The organism is Streptomyces sp. NPDC007875 (assembly GCF_042868035.1).
In the GTDB taxonomy this organism is placed as follows: domain Bacteria; phylum Actinomycetota; class Actinomycetes; order Streptomycetales; family Streptomycetaceae; genus Streptomyces; species Streptomyces antimycoticus.
The window spans coordinates 108,754-130,001 of sequence record NZ_JBIADZ010000009.1; the positions used below are offsets into that span (position 1 = coordinate 108,754).

At 71.3% G+C, this 21,248-nt stretch carries 19 protein-coding genes and 2 pseudogenes; 10 read left to right on the forward strand and 11 right to left on the reverse strand.

What is annotated here, in order from left to right; genetic code table 11:
* Positions 1-7: 7 nt before the first annotated feature.
* The 3 genes and pseudogenes from ACFYOY_RS20255 to ACFYOY_RS20265 form a co-directional block, all read right to left on the reverse strand.
* Positions 8-883 (reverse strand): annotated as a pseudogene (locus ACFYOY_RS20255) (chitinase); the annotation flags it as partial.
* A gap of 381 nt (positions 884-1,264) precedes the next feature.
* On the reverse strand, positions 1,265-1,429 hold the full coding sequence (locus ACFYOY_RS20260) for a hypothetical protein (RefSeq protein ID WP_388588505.1): 165 nt from the start codon (positions 1,427-1,429) through the stop codon (positions 1,265-1,267).
* A gap of 106 nt (positions 1,430-1,535) precedes the next feature.
* Complete coding sequence (locus tag ACFYOY_RS20265) at positions 1,536-2,204, reverse strand: GntR family transcriptional regulator (protein ID WP_351887739.1); 669 nt, start codon at positions 2,202-2,204, stop codon at positions 1,536-1,538.
* A 106-nt stretch (positions 2,205-2,310) separates the two neighbouring features.
* Between ACFYOY_RS20265 and glyA the strand changes: the two genes are divergently transcribed.
* The 5 genes from glyA to ACFYOY_RS20290 are packed head-to-tail and all read left to right on the forward strand — an operon-like array spanning position 2,311 to position 8,766.
* Entirely contained in the window at positions 2,311-3,642 is a 1,332-nt protein-coding gene (gene glyA, locus ACFYOY_RS20270; RefSeq protein ID WP_351887742.1) for a serine hydroxymethyltransferase, read from the forward strand.
* Entirely contained in the window at positions 3,639-4,859 is a 1,221-nt protein-coding gene (locus ACFYOY_RS20275) for a sarcosine oxidase subunit beta family protein (RefSeq protein WP_351887745.1), read from the forward strand. Before glyA ends, ACFYOY_RS20275 begins: the two co-directional genes overlap by 4 nt.
* A gap of 10 nt (positions 4,860-4,869) precedes the next feature.
* Entirely contained in the window at positions 4,870-5,196 is a 327-nt protein-coding gene (locus ACFYOY_RS20280; RefSeq protein ID WP_388588510.1) for a sarcosine oxidase subunit delta, read from the forward strand.
* Positions 5,193-8,111, forward strand: coding sequence for a sarcosine oxidase subunit alpha family protein (locus tag ACFYOY_RS20285; RefSeq protein WP_351887749.1), 2,919 nt, complete (start codon positions 5,193-5,195; stop codon positions 8,109-8,111). The genes ACFYOY_RS20280 and ACFYOY_RS20285 overlap by 4 nt, the downstream gene beginning before the upstream one ends.
* A complete protein-coding gene (locus ACFYOY_RS20290; protein ID WP_388588513.1) occupies positions 8,104-8,766 on the forward strand; it encodes a sarcosine oxidase subunit gamma in 663 nt (220 codons plus the stop codon). The genes ACFYOY_RS20285 and ACFYOY_RS20290 overlap by 8 nt, the downstream gene beginning before the upstream one ends.
* A 46-nt stretch (positions 8,767-8,812) precedes the next feature.
* Here the strand turns inward: ACFYOY_RS20290 and ACFYOY_RS20295 are convergent, their stop codons facing one another.
* Both ACFYOY_RS20295 and ACFYOY_RS20300 read right to left on the reverse strand, forming a co-directional pair.
* On the reverse strand, positions 8,813-9,718 hold the full coding sequence (locus ACFYOY_RS20295) for an MBL fold metallo-hydrolase (protein WP_351887752.1): 906 nt from the start codon (positions 9,716-9,718) through the stop codon (positions 8,813-8,815).
* Between the two features lie 21 nt (positions 9,719-9,739).
* The gene (locus tag ACFYOY_RS20300) at positions 9,740-11,011 is read right to left on the reverse strand and encodes an MFS transporter (RefSeq protein WP_388588516.1); all 1,272 of its coding nucleotides are present in this window, start codon (positions 11,009-11,011) and stop codon (positions 9,740-9,742) included.
* A gap of 162 nt (positions 11,012-11,173) precedes the next feature.
* Between ACFYOY_RS20300 and ACFYOY_RS20305 the strand changes: the two genes are divergently transcribed.
* From ACFYOY_RS20305 to ACFYOY_RS20315, 3 genes are all read left to right on the forward strand, one after another.
* Positions 11,174-11,383, forward strand: coding sequence for a hypothetical protein (locus ACFYOY_RS20305; RefSeq protein ID WP_351887758.1), 210 nt, complete (start codon positions 11,174-11,176; stop codon positions 11,381-11,383).
* Positions 11,370-12,761, forward strand: a complete 1,392-nt coding sequence (locus ACFYOY_RS20310) for an amidase (RefSeq protein WP_388588519.1) — start codon at positions 11,370-11,372, stop codon at positions 12,759-12,761. Before ACFYOY_RS20305 ends, ACFYOY_RS20310 begins: the two co-directional genes overlap by 14 nt.
* Positions 12,762-12,831: 70 nt before the next feature.
* Entirely contained in the window at positions 12,832-13,404 is a 573-nt protein-coding gene (locus tag ACFYOY_RS20315) for a TetR/AcrR family transcriptional regulator (RefSeq protein WP_351887763.1), read from the forward strand.
* A gap of 82 nt (positions 13,405-13,486) precedes the next feature.
* Here the strand turns inward: ACFYOY_RS20315 and ACFYOY_RS20320 are convergent, their stop codons facing one another.
* Positions 13,487-14,362 (reverse strand): SDR family NAD(P)-dependent oxidoreductase, encoded by an 876-nt coding sequence (locus ACFYOY_RS20320; RefSeq protein WP_351887766.1) that lies wholly within the window; start codon positions 14,360-14,362, stop codon positions 13,487-13,489.
* A gap of 69 nt (positions 14,363-14,431) precedes the next feature.
* On the opposite strand from ACFYOY_RS20320, the gene ACFYOY_RS20325 reads away from it, so the two are divergent.
* Positions 14,432-15,115, forward strand: a complete 684-nt coding sequence (locus ACFYOY_RS20325; RefSeq protein ID WP_388588524.1) for a TetR/AcrR family transcriptional regulator — start codon at positions 14,432-14,434, stop codon at positions 15,113-15,115.
* 110 nt (positions 15,116-15,225) lie between these two features.
* Here the strand turns inward: ACFYOY_RS20325 and ACFYOY_RS20330 are convergent, their stop codons facing one another.
* From ACFYOY_RS20330 to ACFYOY_RS20340, 3 genes are all read right to left on the reverse strand, one after another.
* Complete coding sequence (locus tag ACFYOY_RS20330; protein WP_351887772.1) at positions 15,226-15,456, reverse strand: DUF5133 domain-containing protein; 231 nt, start codon at positions 15,454-15,456, stop codon at positions 15,226-15,228.
* 94 nt (positions 15,457-15,550) lie between these two features.
* The gene (locus ACFYOY_RS20335; protein ID WP_388588527.1) at positions 15,551-16,372 is read right to left on the reverse strand and encodes a SigB/SigF/SigG family RNA polymerase sigma factor; all 822 of its coding nucleotides are present in this window, start codon (positions 16,370-16,372) and stop codon (positions 15,551-15,553) included.
* Between the two features lie 215 nt (positions 16,373-16,587).
* Positions 16,588-17,271: a hypothetical protein gene (locus ACFYOY_RS20340; protein ID WP_351887778.1), complete on the reverse strand. Its 684-nt coding sequence runs from the start codon at positions 17,269-17,271 to the stop codon at positions 16,588-16,590.
* A gap of 141 nt (positions 17,272-17,412) precedes the next feature.
* On the opposite strand from ACFYOY_RS20340, the gene ACFYOY_RS20345 reads away from it, so the two are divergent.
* Entirely contained in the window at positions 17,413-18,363 is a 951-nt protein-coding gene (locus ACFYOY_RS20345) for a phosphotransferase family protein (protein WP_388588530.1), read from the forward strand.
* Positions 18,364-18,429: 66 nt separating this feature from the next.
* Here ACFYOY_RS20345 and ACFYOY_RS20350 read toward each other — a convergent pair.
* Positions 18,430-19,506: pseudogene (locus tag ACFYOY_RS20350) on the reverse strand (chitinase); the annotation flags it as partial.
* Positions 19,507-19,846: 340 nt separating this feature from the next.
* Positions 19,847-21,238 (reverse strand): WD40 repeat domain-containing protein, encoded by a 1,392-nt coding sequence (locus tag ACFYOY_RS20355; protein WP_388588533.1) that lies wholly within the window; start codon positions 21,236-21,238, stop codon positions 19,847-19,849.
* Positions 21,239-21,248: the final 10 nt, after the last annotated feature.

A 21,248-nucleotide genomic window follows, 5' to 3' on the forward strand; every position in this document is an offset into this window, starting at 1 on the left:
GTCTCCCTCAGCCCTGGTACCGGGCGAATATTCCGGTGAACTGCCAGGGCTCTTGGGCGACTCCGGAGCAGGTGTCGTCGTTCGGGTAGGCGCCGGGGCAGGGGCGGTCCCGGTTGACGGACCAGAAGGAGAGCCGCGACAGGTGGTGCTGGGAGGCGTAGTCCAGGATCGTCTCGAAGTCGTCGGTGGAGACGGTCTCGTTGACGTCGGTGATGCCGTTCATCGAGGACAGGCCGCTGTGCCGGTAGGCGTCGTCGTCGCTGTAGCCGTAGGCGCCCTTGACGGCGTTCTTCAGACCGTCGGTGGCCTGCTTGGTCAGCTCGCCCATGTTCTGGCCCTCGCCGCCGAAGTCGAACGGCATGATGGTCCAGCTGTCGGCCTCGAAATCGGAATCGGCGGCCCGGCGGATCATGCTGTCGTCGGGGCCGTTCTGATCGCTGGGGAAGGTGACGTAGGTGAGCAGCCCCGGGTTGTCGGCCTTGACCTGCTTCAGGGCGTCGATCGTCTTCTGCTGGACGGCCGGGTCGTTGTAGGCATCGCCTTCGATGTCGATGTCGATGGCCTTGAGACCGTAGGCGTCGATGACCTTCTGGTAGGCCCCGGCGAGGGCCTTCGCGTCGCCACAGGACTGCTCCAGCTTCGCGCCGCTCGCGCCGCCGAAGGACGGCACGACATCGCCGCCCTTGGCCCGTATGGCCTTCACGGTCTGCTCGTCGGCCCCGCCGGTCAGCGGGCGGCTGCCGTCCCACTGGGGGGAGCAGTTGCCCGCGTCGAGCACGAAGGCGAGGGTGAACCAGCTGACGCCGGTGGCGTCCATCACCTCGCCCGGGTCCGGCGGGTTGCCCCATCCGTTGTACAGGTAGGGGGCCACGGCGGCGGGTGCGGCGGATGCCCCGGTGGGGGCTTGACCGGGGCTTGCGGCCCAGGCGGCCGCGGTCGTGCTCGCGGCGGTGGCCACGGCGGCCACGGCCAGGGCGATCCGCCGCCGGCGGCGGCGGTGCGCGCGGTCCTGGGCGGTGAATTCTTCGCGGTGGTTCATGTGGGGGGATGCCTTCCTCAGACGCGGACGGGCCCCGGCAGTGGCATGTCCGTCGGACAGGCGCCGCCGCAGCCCGCGACATGCGGTTTTCGGCCGGAAGGTCACGGCCGGACTCTCGGCCCATATATTTCGGGAGTTGAACGCGTCCCGTCAATAGGTCCGCACCAATGAAGTGACGTGCCTTCAAGGAGCGAACTCGCGCGACGGGTTGCGTCGGCGAACACCTCAGCTGTCGGCCGAACGCGGCGTGTCCAGGATCCGGCTGTGGGTGTCCTCGAGCGGCTTCAGCATGGCCATGCGGAAGATCTCGGCCTGGTGCTCTCCGATGAAGGAGGTGTCCCCGAACACCTCCAGCACGACGAGGCCGTGGATATGTCCCCACGCACTCAACAGGAGAGCGGCCGCGGGTGGCGGCGGGGCATCCGGGCCCCGCCGCGCACTGACCGGGGAGAACCGACCGGGGAGAACTCCCGCCCCCGGTCGGGAAGAGGGCGTCTCAGATGGCCGCGCGGATGGCCCGTTCGAAGCCCTCGACGTGGTTGCCGGCGAGCTGTGCCGCCTTGTCGGGGTCACCGGCGACGATCGCGTCGATCAGCGGTCCGTGCTCTTCGACGTGGCCGGCCACGTCGGACAGACGGTCGATGAACAGGCACCAGATGCGCGTGGCCAGATTGTCGTGGCGGACGAGGGTGTCCTCCAAGTACGGGTTGTGCGTGGCGGCGTAGATGGCGCGGTGGACCTGAAGGTCCAGGTGCATGAGGTCGGCGGCGGCGTGCCGGTGCGGATCCACGCTCTCCAGATCCCGCCGTAGGGCCGTCAGCGTCGCACGGTCGGTGGCGGTGGCGCGCCGCGCGGCGCGGGCGGCGGCCAGAGGCTCCAGCTCCTGGCGCACCTCCGAGATGTAGGCCAGGTCGGTGATGTTGACCTCGGTGGCGAAGGTGCCGCGCCGGGGGTAGGTGGTGATGAGGCGCTCGTACTGGAGCCGCTTGAGCGCCTCGCGCACCGGCGTCCGCCCGACGCCGAGGGACTGTGCCAACTGGTCCTCGTTGATCGGCGCGCCCGGGCGGATCTCGAGCATCACCAGACGGTCCCGGATGGCGCGGTAGGCGCGCTCGGCGAGGGACAGCTCCTCGCCGTCCCCGGGCTCGGTCGCCACGTTCCGCATGAGGCCCCCTTGACCTGTCCGGCAAGCTCCCATACCTTACCGCAGAGGCTGATATATCAGTTGCCGATCAGTGGTCCAGCAGTTCGCCTCCCAGGATGGTGCGCACATGGCAGCGAACCCGCCCACCCAGGTCACCTCCCCTCACTCCCTTCCGCTCAGCGAGCTCGATCCGGAGATCGCCGCCGCGGTCGACGCCGAGCTGCACCGTCAGCGGTCGACCCTCGAAATGATCGCCTCGGAGAATTTCGCCCCGGCCGCCGTCATGGAGGCCCAGGGCTCGGTCCTGACCAACAAGTACGCCGAGGGCTACCCCGGCCGCCGCTACTACGGCGGCTGTGAACACGTCGACGTCATCGAGCGGTTGGCCATCGCCCGGGTGAAGGAGCTGTTCGGCGCCGAGGCGGCGAACGTGCAGCCGCATTCGGGCGCCCAGGCCAACGCGGCCGCGATGTTCGCGCTGCTGCAGCCCGGCGACACGATCCTCGGCCTCGACCTCGCGCACGGCGGGCATCTGACCCACGGCATGCGCATCAACTACTCCGGCAAGCTGTACAAGGTCGTGCCGTACCACGTGCGCGAGTCCGATCTGCGCATCGACATGGACGAGGTCGAGCGGCTCGCGCTCGCCCACCGGCCCAAGATGATCGTCGCCGGCTGGTCGGCCTACCCCCGTCGGCTGGACTTCGCCGCGTTCCGGCGGATCGCCGACGAGGTGGGCGCGTATCTGATGGTGGACATGGCGCACTTCGCCGGGCTGGTGGCCGCGGGCCTCCACCCGAGCCCGGTGCCGTACGCCGATGTCGTGACGACCACCACGCACAAGACGCTCGGCGGCCCGCGCGGCGGCGTGATCCTCAGCCGTGCCGATCTGGCCAAGAAGATCAACTCCGCGGTCTTCCCCGGGCAGCAGGGCGGCCCGCTGGAGCATGTCATCGCGGCCAAGGCGGTGGCCTTCAAGGTGGCGGCGGGCGAGGAGTTCGCGGAGCGCCAGCGGCGCACCCTGGACGGCGCCCGCGTCCTCGCCGGACGGCTGCTGGCCGACGATGTGGCCGAGGCCGGGATCACGGTGCTGACCGGCGGCACCGAGGTCCATCTGGTCCTGGTCGATCTGCGCGCCTCCGCGCTCGACGGGCAGCAGGCCGAGGACCGGCTGCACCGCGTCGGCATCACCGTCAACCGCAACGCGGTGCCGTTCGACCCCCGCCCGCCGATGGTCTCCTCCGGACTGCGGATCGGCACCCCCGCCCTGGCCACCCGGGGCTTCGGCACGGCGGAGTTCAGGGAGGTCGCCGACATCGTCGCGCAGACCCTGATGGACGAGCGGCTCGGCGACGAGCGCACCGGCCTGCTGCGTGACCGGGTGGAGAAGCTCGCCACCGCGTTTCCCCTCTATCCCCGGCTGCCCCACCCGCCCCGCCCGAACGGAGACGCGGCATGACCGCCACGCCGCTGCCGGAACACCCGGACTTCCTCTGGCGCACCCCCGAGCCGCGCTCCTCGTACGACGTCGTCATCGTCGGCGCGGGAGGCCACGGCCTGGCCACCGCCTACTACCTCGCCCAGAACCACGGCATCACCAATGTCGCCGTCCTGGAGAAGGGCTGGCTGGCCGGTGGCAACATGGCGCGCAACACCACGATCATCCGCTCGAACTACCTGTGGGACGAGAGCGCGGCGATCTACGAGCACGCGCTGGGACTGTGGGAGCGGCTCCCGGAGGAGCTGGACTACGACTTCCTGTTCAGCCAGCGCGGCGTCCTCAACCTCGCGCACACCCTCCAGGACGTCCGAGAGGGCGTGCGCCGGGTCAACGCCAACCGCCTCAACGGGGTCGACGCCCAGTGGCTGGAGCCGGACGAGGTCGCCAAGGTCTGCCCCATCCTCAACGTCTCGCCCCGCACTCGGTATCCGGTTCTCGGCGCCACCTTCCAGCCGCGGGCCGGTATCGCCAAGCACGACCACGTCGCCTGGGCGCTGGCCCGCCGGGCCGATGAGATGGGCGTGGATCTGATCCAGGGGTGCGAGGTCACCGGCTTCCTCAAGGACGGCGACCGGGTCGTGGGCGTCGAGACCAGCCGCGGCCGTATCCTCGCCGGCCGGGTCGGCCTCGCGGCCGCCGGGCACAGCAGCGTGCTGGCCGAGCGGGCCGGCGTCCGGCTGCCGGTGCAGTCCCATCCGCTCCAGGCGCTCGTCTCCGAACTGCACGAACCGGTGCACCCCACCGTGGTGATGTCCAACCACGTGCACGTCTACGTCTCCCAGGCACACAAGGGCGAGCTGGTGATGGGCGCGGGCGTCGACGCCTACAACGGCTACGGGCAGCGCGGCTCCTTCCATGTGATCGAGCGGCAGATGGCCGCCGCCGTCGAGCTGTTCCCCGTCTTCGCCCGCGCGCATGTGCTGCGGACCTGGGGCGGCATCGTCGATGTCACACCGGACGCCTCCCCGATCATCGGCACCACCCCCGTCGAGAACCTCTACGTCAACTGCGGCTGGGGCACCGGCGGATTCAAGGCCACCCCGGCCGCCGGCTGGACCTTCGCCCACACCATCGCCACCGGCGAGCCGCATCCGCTGAACGCCCCCTTCGCCCTCGAACGCTTCACGACGGGCGCGTTGATCGACGAACACGGCGCCGCTGCCGTGGCTCACTGAGGAGGACATCGTGCTGCTGATCAGTTGCCCATGGTGCGGTCCTCGCGACGAGACCGAGTACCACTACGGGGGACAGGCCCACGTCCCCTACCCCGGAAACCCCGCGGAACTCACCGACGAGGAGTGGGCCGCGTACGTCTTCTACCGCGACAACCCCAAGGGGCCGTTCGCCGAGCGGTGGATGCACGGCGTCGGCTGCCGCCGCTGGTTCAACGTCCTGCGCGACACGGTGAGTTACGACGTGCTGGCCGCCTACCGGCTCGACGAGCCCCGCCCCGAGCTACCCGGCCGGGCGGATGTCCACCAGCCCGCCGAACCGGCCGGAGGCAACCGATGACCGACCAGCGATTCCGGCTCCCGCAGGGGGGCCGCGTCGACCGCGGCACCGTGCTGCGCTTCACCGTCGACGGCCGGGAGATGACCGGGCACCCCGGGGACACCGTCGCTTCGGCGATGCTGGCGAACGGGCGCGTCGAGGCCGCCCCGTCGATCTACCGCGGTCGTCCCCGCGGCATCGTCGCCGCGGGTCCTGAGGAGCCCAATGCCCTGTTGCAGATCGACGGCCCGTGCTCCGAGGGCATGCTTCCCGCCACGACGGCAGAGCTGTACGAGGGCCTGTCCGCCACGACGCTGTCCGGGATGGGGCGGCTCGACCCGAGCCCCGACCCCGCCGGCTACGACAAGAAGTACGTCCACACCGATGTCCTGGTCGTCGGCGCCGGGCCGGCCGGGCTCGCGGCCGCCGCCGCTGCGGCAGGCTCCGGCGCCCGGGTGATCCTCCTCGACGAGCGGCCCGAGCCCGGTGGTTCGCTGCTCTCGGGGCGCACCGAGCGGGTCGGCGGACAGACCGCCCTCGAGTGGGTCGCCGGAGTACGCGCGGCCCTCGACGCCGCCCCCGAGGCCGTCGTCCTGCGGCGCACCACGGTGTTCGGCAGTTACGACGACAACTACGTACTGGCCCTGGAGCGGCGCACCGACCACCTCGGCGCCGACGCTCCCGAGCCGTCCGCAGGCGTCTCGCGGCAGCGGCTGTGGCACATCCGGGCCCGCCAGGTGGTCCTGGCGACCGGCGCTCACGAGCGTCCGCTGGTCTTCGCGGGCAATGACCGGCCCGGGGTGATGCTCGCCGGGGCGGTGCGCTCGTACCTCAACCGGTATGCGGTGGCGCCGGGTTCGCGGGCCGTGGTGGGCACAACGAATGACAGCGCCTATGACACGGTGGCCGATCTCCATGCCGCCGGGATCGACATCGCCGCCGTCGTGGACGCGCGGCCCGAGCTGTCCCGCCGGGCCGCCGAGGTCGCCGTGGCGAGCGGGGTGCGGGTGCTGACGGGCAGTGCGGTGGTCGACACCGCGGGCGGGAACCGGCTCACCGGTGTCACCGTCCGGGCTCTCGACGCCGAGGGTCAACTCATCGGTGAGGGCGAGTCGTTCGACTGCGACCTGTTGGCCGTCTCGGGCGGCTGGAGCCCGGTGGTGCACCTGCACAGCCAGCGCCAGGGCACGCTGCGCTGGGACGAGGACCTGGTCGCCTTCGTCCCCGACGGCACCGTACGGGACCAGCACATCGTCGGCGCGGCCCGGGGGACGTACGACCTCGACGGCTGTCTCGCCGAAGGGGCGCGGGCCGGTGCGCGGGCCGCGACGCACAGCGGGTTCCCGGTGGCCTCGCCCGAACCGCCGTCCCGCGACGCGCGGCCCCGGGCCGCGGCGGGCCCGGTGCGCGCACTGTGGCTGGTGCCCGCACCCGGCACCGGTCCCGACAGCGAACCCGCCACCTGGGACACCCACTTCGTCGACCTGCAGCGCGATGTCACCGTCGCCGACGTCTGGCGCTCCACCGGCGCCGGTATGCGCAGCGTCGAGCACATCAAGCGCTACACCTCGCTCGGTACGGCGAACGACCAGGGCAAGACCTCCAACGTCAACGCGATCGGCGTGATCGCCGAGGCCCTCGGCGCGGGCGCGTCACCCGGGCAGATCGGCACCACGGGCTACCGGGCGCCCTACACGCCGGTGGCCTTCGCCGCCCTGGCCGGGCGTGAGCGCGGCGAGCTGTTCGATCCGGAGCGCACGACCTCCATCCACCCATGGCACCTCGCCCACGGGGCGGTGTTCGAGGACGTCGGGCAGTGGAAGCGCCCCCGGTACTACCCCCGGCCCGGTGAGGACATGGACACGGCCGTGGCCCGCGAGTGCCGCGCGGCCCGTGAGGGAGTGGCGTTCATGGACGCCTCCACCCTCGGCAAGATCGAGATCTGGGGCGCGGACGCGGGTGAGTTCCTCAACCGCATCTACACCAACGCCTTCAAGAAGCTGAAGCCCGGAATGGCCCGCTACGGCGTGATGTGCAAGCCCGACGGGATGATCTTCGACGACGGTGTGACGCTGCGCCTCGGCGAGAACCGCTACTTCACGACCACCACGACCGGTGGCGCCGCCGCCGTCCTGGACTGGCTGGAGGAGTGGCTGCAGACCGAATGGCCCGAGCTCGACGTCCACTGCACCTCGGTGACCGAGCAGTGGGCGACGATCGCGGTCGTCGGCCCCCAGTCGCGCGAGGTCGTGGCCCATCTCGCCCCCGAGATCGACCTGTCGAACGAGACCTTCCCGTTCATGGCCTTCCGCGAGACCACCCTGGCCTCCGGCATCCCCGCCCGCATCTGCCGCATCTCCTTCTCCGGCGAACTCGCCTACGAGATCAACGTATCCGCGTGGTACGGCCCGGCGGTCTGGGAGGAGGTGTACGCGATCGGCCGGCCGTACGACATCACCCCGTACGGCACCGAGACCATGCACGTCCTACGGGCCGAGAAGGGCTACATCATCGTCGGCCAGGACACCGACGGCACGGTCACCCCACAGGACGCGGGCATGTCCTGGGTGGTCTCCAAGCGCAAGGACTTCATCGGCAACCGCTCGTACTCCCGCGCCGACACCTCCCGCACCGACCGCAAGCAGCTGGTCGGCCTGCTGCCGAGCGATCGGCGGACCCGGCTGCCCGAGGGCACCCAGCTCATCGCGCCGGACGTGCCCCGCACCGCCGGGACCGGGCCGGTGCCGATGCTCGGCCACGTCACCTCCAGCTACCACAGCCCGGCCCTCGGCCGCCCCTTCGCCCTCGCCCTCGTCGCCGACGGGCGGGCACGGATCGGCGAGACCCTCCTCGCCCCGGTGGGCGAGGACCTGGTGCCCGTCCTGGTGGCCGACACCGTCCTCTACGACCCCGAAGGGACCAGGCGAGATGGCTGAGCCGACGAACGCCGCAGGCGCAGGGGCAGTTGCAGGGGCAGGCGCGGGCCCGGTGGCGCTGCGTACCAGCCCCCTGGCACATCTGGCGGAGCGGATGCACACCGCCACCGTCACCGGCCCGCGCGGGGTCACGCTGACCGAGTGGCCGTTCAGCACCATGGTGAACCTGCGCGTCGCCCCCGCCTCCGGAGCGGCCGTCCGCATCGAGAAGTCCCTGGGTGCGCCACTTCCGCGGCAGTGCGGCCACACCACCGCATCGGGTTCCCACACGGTTCTCTGGCTCGGACCCGATGAGTGGCTCGTGCTGTCCCGGGCCGACGGGACCGACGGGACCGCCGTGGCCGCCGAGTTGCGGGCGGCACTCGGAGCGGATCCGGGCTCGGTCGTGGACGTTTCGGCGAACCGCACCACGCTGGAGCTGAGCGGCCCGGCCGCTCGGCAGGTGCTGGAGAAGGGCTGCCCGCTGGACCTCCACCCCCGGGCCTTCGGCCCCGGCCACGCGGTGTCGACCACGGTGGGGCCCGTCGCGGTGCTGCTCTGGCAGGTCGACGGCGCCCCGACCTACCGGCTCTTCCCTCGGTCCTCGTTCGCCGACTATCTGGCGCGCTGGCTCATCGACGCGATGAGCGAGTACCGCGGCCCGGAGCTGCCCTGACGGGGTGCCCTGATGGGGTGGGCCGCGCTCGGTGTACGTCCCGTCGTCACCGCGCGTTCGGGTGTACGGGAGAGAGCCGGTAGGTGTTCTCGTGGGTGATCACACGGCCGGCGGTGGGCGGCGGGAAGTGGGTGCCGAGCAGGAGCGTGTCCGTACCGGCGAGGGAGCCGAGGAGTCCGCGGCGGGTGGCCTCGGACTGCTCGGGGGCGATGTCGACGCATGAGCCGATGGTGGGGTGGGCGAGCTGGACGGGGTGGTGGATGCAGTCGCCGGTGATCAGCGCCGTCTGGTCGCGGCTGGTGAGCTGGAGGGCGATATGGCCGGGAGTGTGGCCGGGCGTGGGGATCAGCCGCAGCCCGGGGGCGACCTCGGTGCCCTCGGCCAGTACGTCGACCAGGTCGAGCAGCCCCGCATCCTCGATCGGGGTCACGGAGTCACGGAACATCTGCGCGCGCGGTTCGTCCATGTCGTAGCCCGCCCAGAACTCCCGTTCGGTGCGGGAGGTGAGGTAGCGCGCATGGGGGAAGGTGGGCACCCATGAGCCGTCCACCTCGTGGGTGTTCCAGCCGACGTGGTCGGTGTGCAGATGGGTGAGGATCACCAAGTCGATGGATTCCGGGGGGAATCCGGCGGCGGCCAGACGCTCCAGGTAGTCGGTGTGCAGGTCGTGCCAGGCGGGATTGGCCCGCGTCTTGCCGTTGCCGATGCCGGTGTCGACCAGCACCTTCAGGCCGCTCACCTCGAAGGCGAAGCTGTGGCTGTCGATGCGCAGAATGCCCTCCTGGTCGGCGAAGTCCGGGCGCAGCCAGTCCTGTCGCGTGACCACGTCCGTGGTGGCGTCCGGCAGCAGCCACGGCCCGGTCTGCGGCGGCAGGAGCACCTCGTCGATGCGGTGGACGGTGATGTCGCCCACGGTCCAGAAGGGGATGTCGGTGCTGTGTGCTGTGTGCATGGTCCGTCGTTTCCTTGCTCTTCAGCGGGGGAGGGCGTTGGTGGTCCGGGGCGCGGCGCGCCGCCGTGACGTGGTCAGTGCCACCACCGCCGCGGTGGCGAGGACAGCGGCGCCGATGGCGTAGGCGTAGGAGGCGGTGCGGAGCCCGTAGTGCTGGGCGGCGGCGCCCGCGGCGATGGCGGGCAGGCTCATCGCCAGATAGCTCAGGACGTAGTAGGCGGCCACTGTGGTGGCCCGGTCCCGCTCGTCGAGCGAACCGAGCATCATCCGCAGCGCCCCCTGGGAGACGGCGCCGAAGGCGATGCCGGCCAGGGCCGCGCCGCCGAACAGCGCGAGCGGTCCGGCGCCGTGCAGAGCGCCCAGGCTCAGGGCGGCGGAGGGGATGACGGCCAGGCAGCCGCCGGTGGCGGCGGTGGTCGGCGCCGTGCGCCGCAGTGTCCATACGGTGAGCGCGGCGGCGGCGCTGACGGTGAAGAACACCATTCCGCCCGCCGTGCGGGGAGTGCCGGGGGCCACGAGGCGTACGAGCGCGGGCCCCAGCGAGGAGTAGAGACCGCCGAGCGCCCAGACGGCGACGACGCCCGTGCCCACGGTCAGCAGCGCGCGGCGGGCCGAGGGCGGGACGCCGAGCCGCGGGAGCAGTGACCGCAGCGCGCCGGGGCGTCGGCGCCCGGTCTCCGCGGTGAAGGTGACCGCGGCCGCCTGCGCCACGAACAGCGCGGCCAGCAGCAGGTAGACGGTGGCGGTGGGCGCGGGGGAGAGGGGGATGAGGAGGGTCGAGACGAGCACGCCGCCGGCCATGCCGGCCACCGGGGTGATGCTGTTGGTAAGGGCCGATCGGCCGGGGCGCAGCGGGTCATCGAGGTCGAGGAGCGCCGCGCCCGAGGCACTGGTGGCCGCGCCGGTGGCCGCTCCTTGCAGGACCCGGGCGGCGATCAGCGGTCCGGCGCCGTCCGCCGCGGCCAGCAGCATCATGGACACGGCCTCCAGGACCAGCGCGCCCATCAGGACGGGGCGCCGCCCCAGGTGATCGGAAAGGGCTCCGACGGTGAGCAGGGCCAGCAGCAGGGTCAGGGAGTAGGCGCTGAAGATCACCGTGATGGTGAGCGCGGACAGGCCCCACTGGTCCTGGTAGAGCGGGTACAGCGGGGTGGGGGCGCTGGACGCGGCCAGGAGGGTCGTGAGGACCGACGCGTAGAGGACGAGGGACGCGGTGCGGCCGGCCGTGGCCTCGCGGAGGGGGACGGCTGCGTAGGGGCACTGCGCGGGGGCGCCGGAGGTGGCGCTGGACATGGGACTCCTTCCCGCTAAAAGCGATGCATTTGCTTTAAGGGACTGTAGGTCCTACAGTCGACTAACGCAAACCGTTAGCTTTTGTTTCGGGGTCGCCGGGGATCGCCGGAGGGTCACTCCTCCCGGGGCCGCTCCGCCTCTCCGGCCCATGAAGGAGACGTCATGTCCGCTGCTGAACTCACCCCTCCGGAAGCGGCCCGCTGGGCCGACCGGGCCGGGCTCCCACTGCCGCCCGAGCGCCACGCCGCGGCGGCGGCCACCGCCAATCACATCCACTCGGTCGTCGCCGTCCTGCGCGAACTCGACTTCGGCGACACCCCGCCCGCCCCCGCCTACCGTGCGCGAGAGGAGCAGCACGATGCGGCCGTATGAACTGTCCCTCACCGCGGCCGCCGCCGCGATCCGGGCCGGGCAGCTGTCCCCGGTCGAGCTGGTGGACTCCGTCCTGGAGCGCGTCGAGCGGCTGGAACCCCACCTGAACGCCTACGCCACGGTGACCGCCGAGCAGGCGCGCCACGCGGCGCGCAAGGCCGCGGACGACGCCGCGGCCGGCCGCTCGCGCGGCCCGCTGCACGGCATTCCCATGGGGTTGAAGGACCTGATCGACGTCGCCGGCGTGGCCACCACCGCCAGCTCCCGGGTCCGCGCCGACCATCGCGCGCAGGCGGACAGCACGGTCGCCGCCCGCCTCGGCGCGGCCGGCGCGGTCCTGGTCGGCAAGACCCACACCCATGAGTTCGCCTACGGGCTCACCACCCCGCAGACCCGCAACGCCTGGGACACCGGCCGGGTCGCCGGCGGCTCCAGCGGCGGATCCGCCGTGGCCGTCGCCTCGGGCGCCGCGACCTTCGCCCTGGGCACCGACACCGGCGGATCCATCCGCGTCCCCGCCGCGCTCAACGGGGTCGTCGGCCTCAAGCCGACCTACGGCCTCGTCCCCCGCCACGGCGTCACCTCCCTGTCCTGGTCGCTGGACCATGTCGGCCCCCTGACCCGCACCGTCGAGGACCAGGCCCTGGTCCTGGCGGCCCTGGCCGGACACGACCCCCGCGACCCCGCCTCCCTGGCCGCCCCCGCGCAGGACTACCGGCCCGGGGCGGGCGAGGACCTGACCGGACTGCGCGTCGGCGTGCCGCGCAACTACTACTTCGAGCACGTCGATGCGGAGGTGGAAGCCGCGGTCCGGCAGGCCGTCGACCGGCTTCAGGCCCTCGGCGCACGCCTGGTCGAGGTCGAGATCCCCATGACCCGCTACATCCAGGCCACTCAGTGGGGCCTGATGGTGCCGGAGGCGACCGCCTACCACGAGCGCACCCTGCGCGCGGTGCCCGAGCTGTACCAGGTGGACGTGCGCACCCTGCTCGAAGCCGGGGAACTGATGCCCGCCGGAGACTATCTGCGCGCCCAGCGCTCCCGGACGCTGATGCGCCAGGAGTGGGCACGCGTGCTGGCGGACGTCGACATCATCGCCGCCCCGACGGTCCCGGCCACCGCGGCCAAGGCCGACCAGGAGACGATCACCTGGGCGGACGGCACCGTCGAAGCCGTCTCCGACGCCTACGTACGCCTCTCGGCCCCCGCCAACCTCACCGGAGTGCCGTCACTGTCCGTCCCGGTCGGCCACGATATGGCGGGCCTGCCGATCGGCATGCAACTGCTGGGGCGGCCCCTTGGGGAGAACGTGCTCCTGCGGGTCGGCCACGCCTATGAGCAGTCCCAGCCGACCCGCGTGCTCGCACCGGCGGCCTGACGGCGGCCTGGGGCAGCGGCCTGGGGCGCACCACTGTCTAGAAGCAAGAAATTTGCTTTAAGGTGGAGGGATGAGCAGGCAGATGGTGCGCCCCGGCGGGCGCAGCGCCCGGGTCCAGGCATCGGTGCACACCGCCGTACGCGAACTCGAAGCGGAGGTGGGCCGCGACGCCCTGACGGTGCCGCTGGTCGCCCAGCGCGCCGGGGTCACCCCCTCCACGATCTACCGCCGCTGGGGCGACCTCACGGAACTGCTCTCGGACGTGGCGGTCGAGCGGCTGCGGCCCGACACCGCGCCCAAGGACCACGGCGCCCTGGCGTCCGACCTGGCGGCCTGGGCCGAGCAGTTCCTCGACGAGATGGCCTCCCCCGCCGGCCGTGCCTACATCCGCGACGCCCTGCTCGGCGACCCCGACGGCACCAACGCCGGCCAGTGTTCGGCCTACGCCGCCGACCAGGTCGGCCTCATCCTGGCCCGCGCGACCGAACGCGGGGACGACATCCCCGAGGTCGAGACGGTCATCGACCGTGTCGTCGCCCCCCTGATGTACCGCATCCTCTTCCGCCCCGCCGGACTCGACGCCGCCTACGCCCGCGGACTCGTGGCGGGGCTCCTCGGCCCGATGGGCCAGGACGACCGTTGACCGGGTGGCCCGACCGCGTAGGCGGGCGCCCCTCGTGCTGGTCGCAGCCCGCGTGGTGTGACCAGCGCTCACCCAACGGGCCCTACTCGGCCCTGCCTTCGGGCGGGAGCTGTGCGGGGTAGGGCTCGCCGAAGTCGGCCGAGCGGCTGACCTTTTCCCAGGCGGTCGCCTGGGCGAGTTGGCGCTGGGAGTAGTCCCGCGCCATGGTCGTCGCGTTCACGCCCAGCGGGAGATGGCTCGGGACCTGGTCGCGGTGGACGGTGCGCACGATGATCTCGGCGGCGCGCCGAGGGTCCCCGGCCGCTCCTGTCGTGCTCTGCCGCACCAGCCGGTTCATCGCCCCGACGGTCTCGTCGTAGGCGTCGGGGATGGGGTGGACCGTCATGGAGGAACCGGCCCAGTCGGTGGCGAAGCCGCTCGGTTCGACCACCATGACGCGCACGCCGAACGGTGCGGTCTCCACGGCGAGGACGCGGCTGAGGCCGTCGACCGCGAACTTGGCCGCCTGGTAGGAGGCGATGCCCGGCGACCCGCCGACCCGCCCGCCGATCGAGGAGATCTGCACGACGGTGCCGGCTCCCTGGCGGCGCAGGGTGGGGAGTACGGCCTTGGTGACGTTGTAGACGCCCCAGAAGTTCGTCTCGAACTGGGCGCGGAAGTCGTCGTCGTCCGATGTCTCGATGGGCGACACATTCGCGTATCCCGCGTTGTTCACGAGCACGTCGATGCGCCCGAAGCGGGCGAGCGCCGCCTCGACGGCCTCCTGTGCCGCCTCTGGACGCGTGACGTCCAGCGCGACGGGATGGACGCGGTCGCCGTACTCGCTGAATGCCTCCGCGAGGGCCTTGGGGTCGCGGGCGGTGGCCACGACGTGATCGCCGGCCTCGAGGGCGGCGGTGACCAGGGCGCGGCCGAGACCGCGCGATGAACCGGTGATGAACCAGACCTGTTGCTTCATGTCGTTAGTACAACACCGTTCTCTTAATAATGCAACGCCGTTGCCTTACGGGTTCCTATGATGTGGGGCATGACGACGCCTGCCTTCCAACGTGCCCGCAGTACCCAGGCCAAGCAGGCGCGGGAAGAGGCGATCCTGGACGCGGCCCGTACGCTCGGCCACCAGCGCGGGGTCCGGGACGTCACCCTCACCGACATCGCCGCGGCCGTGGGGATGCACAAGTCGGCCCTGCTTCGCTACTTCGAGACGAGGGAGCAGATCTTCCTGCGGCTCACCGCGGAAGGCTGGCGGGAGTGGTCCGCCGACCTGCGCGGCGATCTCGAACGGAGGGCGCACGCGACGCCCACGGAGGTTGCCGAGGTCGTCGCCGCCACGCTGGCGGCTCGGCCGATGTTCTGCGACCTGCTGGCACAGGCGCCTTTGAACCTTGAGCGCAATGTCTCGATCGACTCGGTGCGCGCCTTCAAGCTGGTGACGCTCAAGGAGATCGAGCTGATCGACGGCGAGCTGCGACGACTGCTCGGACTGACCGAGTTGCAGACCGTCGACCTGGTCGCCGCGGCGACCAGCATGGCCGGGGCCCTGTGGCAGATGGCCACCCCCGGCCCGCGCCTGCGGGAGCTCTACGAGACCGACCCCCGGCTCGGCCACGCGGTCGTCGAGGTGGAACCCCGCCTGCGCCGCGTCCTCGCCGCCTTCCTCACCGGACTCGACGCGGGACCCTTCGCGACGGCCTCGGGGGACACCCCGTAGCCGCCCGGCCCGAACCGCGCACGCGGGGCGGTACGGGCCGGTCAGTGCGGTGCGCCCGCGACGGAATGCCGCGTGCCCCGGCCGGCGGCCGGGGCACGCGGGGGTGTCTCTCAGGCGGAGGGGAGAAGGGAGTCGTCCTCGATGTGGGCGCCGGGGAGCTGGTGCCGGGCGGCGATCAGAGCCGCGTCCACGTCGCGGGTGCCGGTGACGACGCACAGTGTGTAGCCGACGTCATCGAGCCGCTGCCGAGCCTCCGGCCCGCCGTTCTCGGCGTGCAGGGCGCGCAGGGTCTCGTACTGCCGGATGAGCCCGGTCAGAACCGCGGGGTGGGCCATGAGCATGGCAGGCTCCTTCTTCTTCATCATCATGCGGCGTGATACGTGCGGTGACTGCGGTGTCGCTTCACGTACCGGGAGTCTCTTCACCCACAGGGCGTCAGACGGGCACGGGTACGTTCTCGGGCTGCGGCTCGGCCTCGACCTGCTTGCGGATCTTGTGGCAGCTGCGGGAGATGAGGCGTGAGACATGCATCTGGGAGATGCCCAGCTCCTCGGCGATACCGGCTTGGGTCATATCGCGGAAGAACCGCAGATAGAGGATGCGCTGCTCCCGCTCCGGCAGCCGGTGCAGCCAGGGCTTGACCGATTCCCGGGCGATGACCGTCTCGTAGCGGGCCTCGGGCCGGCCGAGGGTGTTGGCCAGGGAGTAGCCGTCGTCCGCGCCGGCGAGCTCGGCGTCCAGGGACAGGGAGCGGAAGCTGTCGATGGCTTCCATGCCGGTGAGCACGTCCTCTTCGCTCATGCCGGCGGCTTCGGCGACCTGCGCCACGGTGGGGGAGCGGTCGACGCCTTCCGTGGTGGCCAGCTCCTGGATGGTGGCACGGACCTTGTTGCGCAGCTCCTGCACCCGCCGGGGCACGTGCAAGTCCCAAGCGCAGTCGCGGAAGTGGCGCTTGAGCTCCCCGACGATCGTGGGGATCGCGTACGGCTGGAACGCGCCTCCGCGCTGCGGGTCGTAGCGGTCGACGGCCTTGACCAGGCCCAGGGCGGCGACCTGCTCCAGGTCCTCCAGGTTCTCTCCGCGGTTGCGGTAGCGGCGGGCGAGGCGGTGGGCCATCGGCAGCCACGCTTCGACCAGCTTCTCGGCCAGTGCCTCCCGCTCGGGTCCTTCAGACATGGCGGCAAGTCGCTCGAAGTCGGCCGCGGTGTCAGGAGTGTCGTCGTGACGGCGGCGGGCGCCTGCACGCGTCGCGCTCATCGAGGTTCTCTCCTCCCTGCTTGTCGCTGTACAGCAGAGCGGGAGGCCGGCACGGCACGGTCTGGGGCTCGCAGCGCGTGGCGCGCGGCTCCCGCCAGGTGTGCCTGCTTTCCGAAGCACCTCGGTCAGTCACTCTTCTAGCCAAGGTCGCCGACCTCAAACCCTTTTGGCCGAACCGTGCTCAGGCCAAGCTCAGGCCCGTGCTCAGACCAAGCTCAAGCCCGGGCTCTGAAGGGCGTGCGGCCCGGGCCCAGTGCCACCGTTGTGGTGATCCGGGTGACGCTGGGCCTCCGGGGCACCGAACCGAACCCGAAGCGCACCGGGGGCTCGACGGGCGCCATCACGCCGAGGTCGTCACCCTCGAAGACCGCCGACACCGCGACGATCGGCCTCAGATCCCGCGCGCCATACCACTCACGGCGACCGCCCCCGGCGCTGCCGCGAGTCCGCACACCGGCCAGCAGCAGGCGGGCGGGGACGTCCAGCAGCGCGCTCCATGCCGGACGGCGGGCGAGCGCGCCGGGCACGGCACGCAGCAGAAGCCCCAGGGGTCCTCGCCGCCCCATGGTGAAGCGCATGTCCAGTGCCCCGGCCCCGACGGTCCAGGTGCCCGCCTCGACGCTCACGCGGACCGGCACGATGCGCACCGCGTCGAAGGTGTAGGTGAGGGCGATGAAGTCCGCCGTCTCCGGCGTGGGAGCGAGCAGCAGCCGTTCACCGCCGGGGCGATCGAGCATCACGTCGCTGAACGGCCCGAACGGCGACCGCTCCCAGTGCCCCAGCACGATGCGCGTCCCGGAGGAGGTGCCTGTGCCCGCGATCCATCCGTCGAAGCGCAGCCGCGCTGGGCCGGTGGCCTTGCCGCGTTCTCGGCTCACACAGGGTGGGTCCCCGCCCATCGCCCGCGGAAACGTGCATACGGCACGGGGTGCCCGGCCCCTACCCGATCAGCCGGGTACGGCGTTGCCCGGAGGGAGAGCCGGCACGGCTCTTTCGCTCGCTCCGCGCCACCTGCTCGGCGGACATGCGACGATCGGGCCGTGACGGATACTGTGACACCACACCACATCGCCCGCCGCACCTCCGCCGCGGTCGACGCGGCTGTCGGAGCAGCGCGTGATCTCGGACTCACCGTGACCGATGCCAAGGTGCTCCATGACCTGTTCTCCGTGGTTGTCCACCTTGCGCCCGCCCCGGTCGTGGCGCGGGTTCCCACCGTCCTGCCGCGCTATGTGGACCTCGAATCCCAGGCACGCCGCCAGCAGGCGGAACTGGAGGTGACACGGTGGCTCGCAGACCGGGGAACCCCCGTGATCCCGCCCAGTCCTCTCGTGCCACTGGAGCCCGTTCAGCGCGACGGATTCTCGATGACCTTCTGGCAGTTCGTCGAGGAGGACCGGGACAACGAGCCCGACTATGTGGCGAACTCCGAAATCACCGCTGACCTGCACGCCGCGATGCGCGCATACCCGGGCCCACTGTCCTTTCTGTCCGCGGCTGAACCACAGTTCATCGCGGACAGCCTTAATCTGCTCGAAACGCGCCCCGACCTGATCGGCCCGACCGATCTGGAGCGCGCACGCCGCGAGTGGCAGGTCCTGGAACCTCTTGTGCGCTCACGCGCGGCGTTCGAAACGGCGTTCCCGGGGATCGACCTCCAGCCCATCCACGGCGACTCCCCGCCCGCCAACATCTTCTCCGGGGCGGACGGGGACCTCTACGCCGACTTCGAGCTGGTCACGCTGGGCCCCGTCGAGTGGGACCTGGCCGCTCTCGGGCCGACTCTCGAATCCGCCTACAACCGCGGCGCGCAGCGCAATGGCATGAGGCCGTTGAACGAGGACGTCCTGGGCTTCGTGAACGCCGTGGGGATGCTGCGGGCCCTCGCCTCCCTCTCGCTCGTACCGCAACTGCCGCAGCTGATGGAGTACTTGAAGCCGGCCGTCGACCAATGGCGGAGGATGCCATTCGCCGGCGGCGTGGCCGGCTGACATCGGCACGGGGGACGCCGTACCGGGACCGCCCGGTGCGGCCGGCGACGAGTGTCCGATGCGGCGTCAGCCGCCGTAGTAGGCGTCGAAGTTCTTCGCGAACTCCCCGCCGTTGAAGCTGTCCCAGTTGATCGACCAGGCCATCAGTCCGCGCAGGGCGGGCCAGCTGCCGTGGGGCTGATAGCCGCCGCAGTCGGTCTTCTTCGTCAGGCAGTTCAGGGTCTTGGTCACTTCACTGGGCTGGGTGTGACCGTTGCCCGCGTTGGGGCTCGCGGGCAGGCCGATCGCCACTTGGGACGGGTCCAGCGCCGGGAAGACGTTGTTGGTGTCGCCCGCGACGGGGAAGCCGGTGAGCAGCATGTCCGTCATCGCGATGTGGAAGTCGGCGCTGCCCATGGTGTGGGACTGGTTGTCGAGCCCCATGATCGGTCCGGAGTTGTAGTCCTGCACGTGCAGCAGGGTGAGGTCGTCCCGCAGGGCGTGAATGACCGGGAGATACGCCCCGGCGCGCGGGTCCTGGCCGCCGAAGGGGCCCGAGCCGTAGAACTGGTAGCCCAACTGCACGAAGAAGGTTTCCGGGGCCATGGTGAGGGTGAAGTCGGATCCGTACTTCGCCTTGAGCGACTTCACGGCCGAGATGAGATTGACGATCGCGGGGGTCTTCGGGTTCTTGAAGTCGGTGTCGCCGTCGTCCAGCGACAGCGAGTGGCCCTCGAAGTCGATGTCCAGGCCGTCCAGTCCGTACCGGTCGATGATCTCCCCGACCGACTGGACGAACTTGTCGCGGGCGGCGGTGGTGGTGAGCTGCACCTGGCCGTTCTGCCCGCCGATGGATATCAGCACCTTCTTGCCCGCGGCCTGCTTGGCCTTGATGGCGGCCTTGAACTCCTCCTCCGACTCGACGTTCGGGCACTCGGTCTGCGGGCAGAGGCTGAAGCGGATGTCGCCGGAGGTGGTGGAGGTGGGTTCGCCGAAGGCCAGGTCGATGATGTCCCAGCTGTCGGGGACATCGGCCATTCGGGTGTATCCGGAGCCGTTGGCGAAGCTCGAGTGCAGATAGCCCACGAGCGCGTGCTCGGGGAGTGCCGCCTTCGCGGTGGCGGAGGTGGTGCCCGCGTCGGCGGTCGTCGCGGAGACCGTGGCGAGCAGTCCGGCCGTGGCGACAGAGACGCACATGCCGGTCAGAACCCTCTTGCTCAAGGGGAAACGGAGGCTCATGGGAACCGCTCCTTGGTGTGGGGGAAGGCGGAGCCGAACCGAGGTGGGACGGGGTGATCGGACGGCGTGGGGGGAGGCTGCGCGCCCACGAGAAAACAGGACTAGACCAGTGGGTGTCAATGGTACGGTCCAATTTCGAGGTCCCGCACTAGGTGGCCGTGGGCGGCACCCGCCCGCGAGGCACGAGTTGGCGGGGGTCGGCGAGGGAACGCCCGGCGGCCGCATGTCGCCGACCGTCGATGGCGGCGGCCTGCGGCACACCGGGCTACTCCAGACGCCACAGGTGGATCGTCTTGTCCTGGAAGCCGAGGGTGGCCAGGGTGCGGCCGTCGGGGCTGAAGGCGAGTTGGGCGATGGACGTGTCTCCGGGGACGGTGAGGGTGGTTCGGCGCATGTGGGTGGATGCGTCCCACAGGTGCAGGCCCCTGTAGTCGGCGGTGAGGACGCTCTTGCCGTCCGTGGAGTAGGCCAGACTGGTGACGGAGCCGACGTGGCTGTCGAGGGGCCTGCCGCGCTCCTTGCCGGTGAGCGGGTCGAAGAAGCGGACGTCGGTGGAACTGCCGGCGACGGCCAGGGCCTTGCTGTCCGGGCTGAAGGCCATGTGGTCGGAGCCGCCGAAGAAGTCGTTCGGCGGTTGAGGGCGTTGCGTGCGGGTGGCCACATCCCATAGCCGCACGCCGTCCATGCCGGACTCGTCCACGCTGGCGAGGGTCTTCCCGTCCGGGCTGAACACCAGCTTGTCGGCGCCTTTCGACTCCAGGGGCGTGGCCTTCTGCCGATGGGTGGCCACGTCGTAGAAGCGGATCTCCTGATCGATGAAGCCGCTGGTGGCGAAGATCGTGCCGTCCGGGCTGAAGGCGATCGTCTCAAACGACAGGAAAGGATCGTCGTGTTTCGCGATCTCCTTTCCGCGCGGGCGCAGGGTGGTCGCGTCCCAGAACTGGGCCCTGCTCTCGTGGCCGGTCGCCACGATCCGGCCGTCCGGGCTGAAGGCCACGCCCTTGAAGACGACGAGCGAGGAGAGCAGGGCTTTCGCCCGCTGCTTGTGGGTGGTCACGTCCCACAGCCGCAGCACACCGTCGTGGGCTTCGCTGGAGGCGAGGGTCTTCCCGTCCGGGCTGAAGCGCAGCGTGCCGATGTCGCCCCGGTGTCCCTTGAGGGTCGCCAGCGGGCGCAATTGGGGACCGGCGGGGATGGCGACGGGCGGGGGTGTCCGCGCGGGTGTGGGGGACGGGTTGCCGGAGGCGTGCGGGCCGGGCGTGGCGCGGGCGGTGTCCTTCGCGTCGTCCGTGTCGCCGTCGAGGAGCGCGATGCCGGTGCGTACGGCCACGGCGGCCATCACGACGGCCGCGCCCGCGCCGATGAGCAGACGGCGCCGGGCGGGCGGCGGGGTGCCGGCCCCCTGGAGCGGCGCGTCGGGACCTGCGGGGAGGTGGGGTGGGGGCTCCGGGGGGCTCCGCGGTGGGTGCGAGGGCGGTCCGTTCAGCTCGTGGCGGAGGCGTTCGCGTTCGGCCAGCAAATGGTCGCGTTCGGCGCGGAGCCGGGCCAGTTCCTCGGCCTCGGCGTCCGCTTCCGTCGGCTTCCCGTCCGGCCCGGTTCGCCCCGTACCGGATGCGGCGCCGTGTCGGCCCTCCGGCGAGGGTTCTCGCTCGTCCATGCCCGCTCCC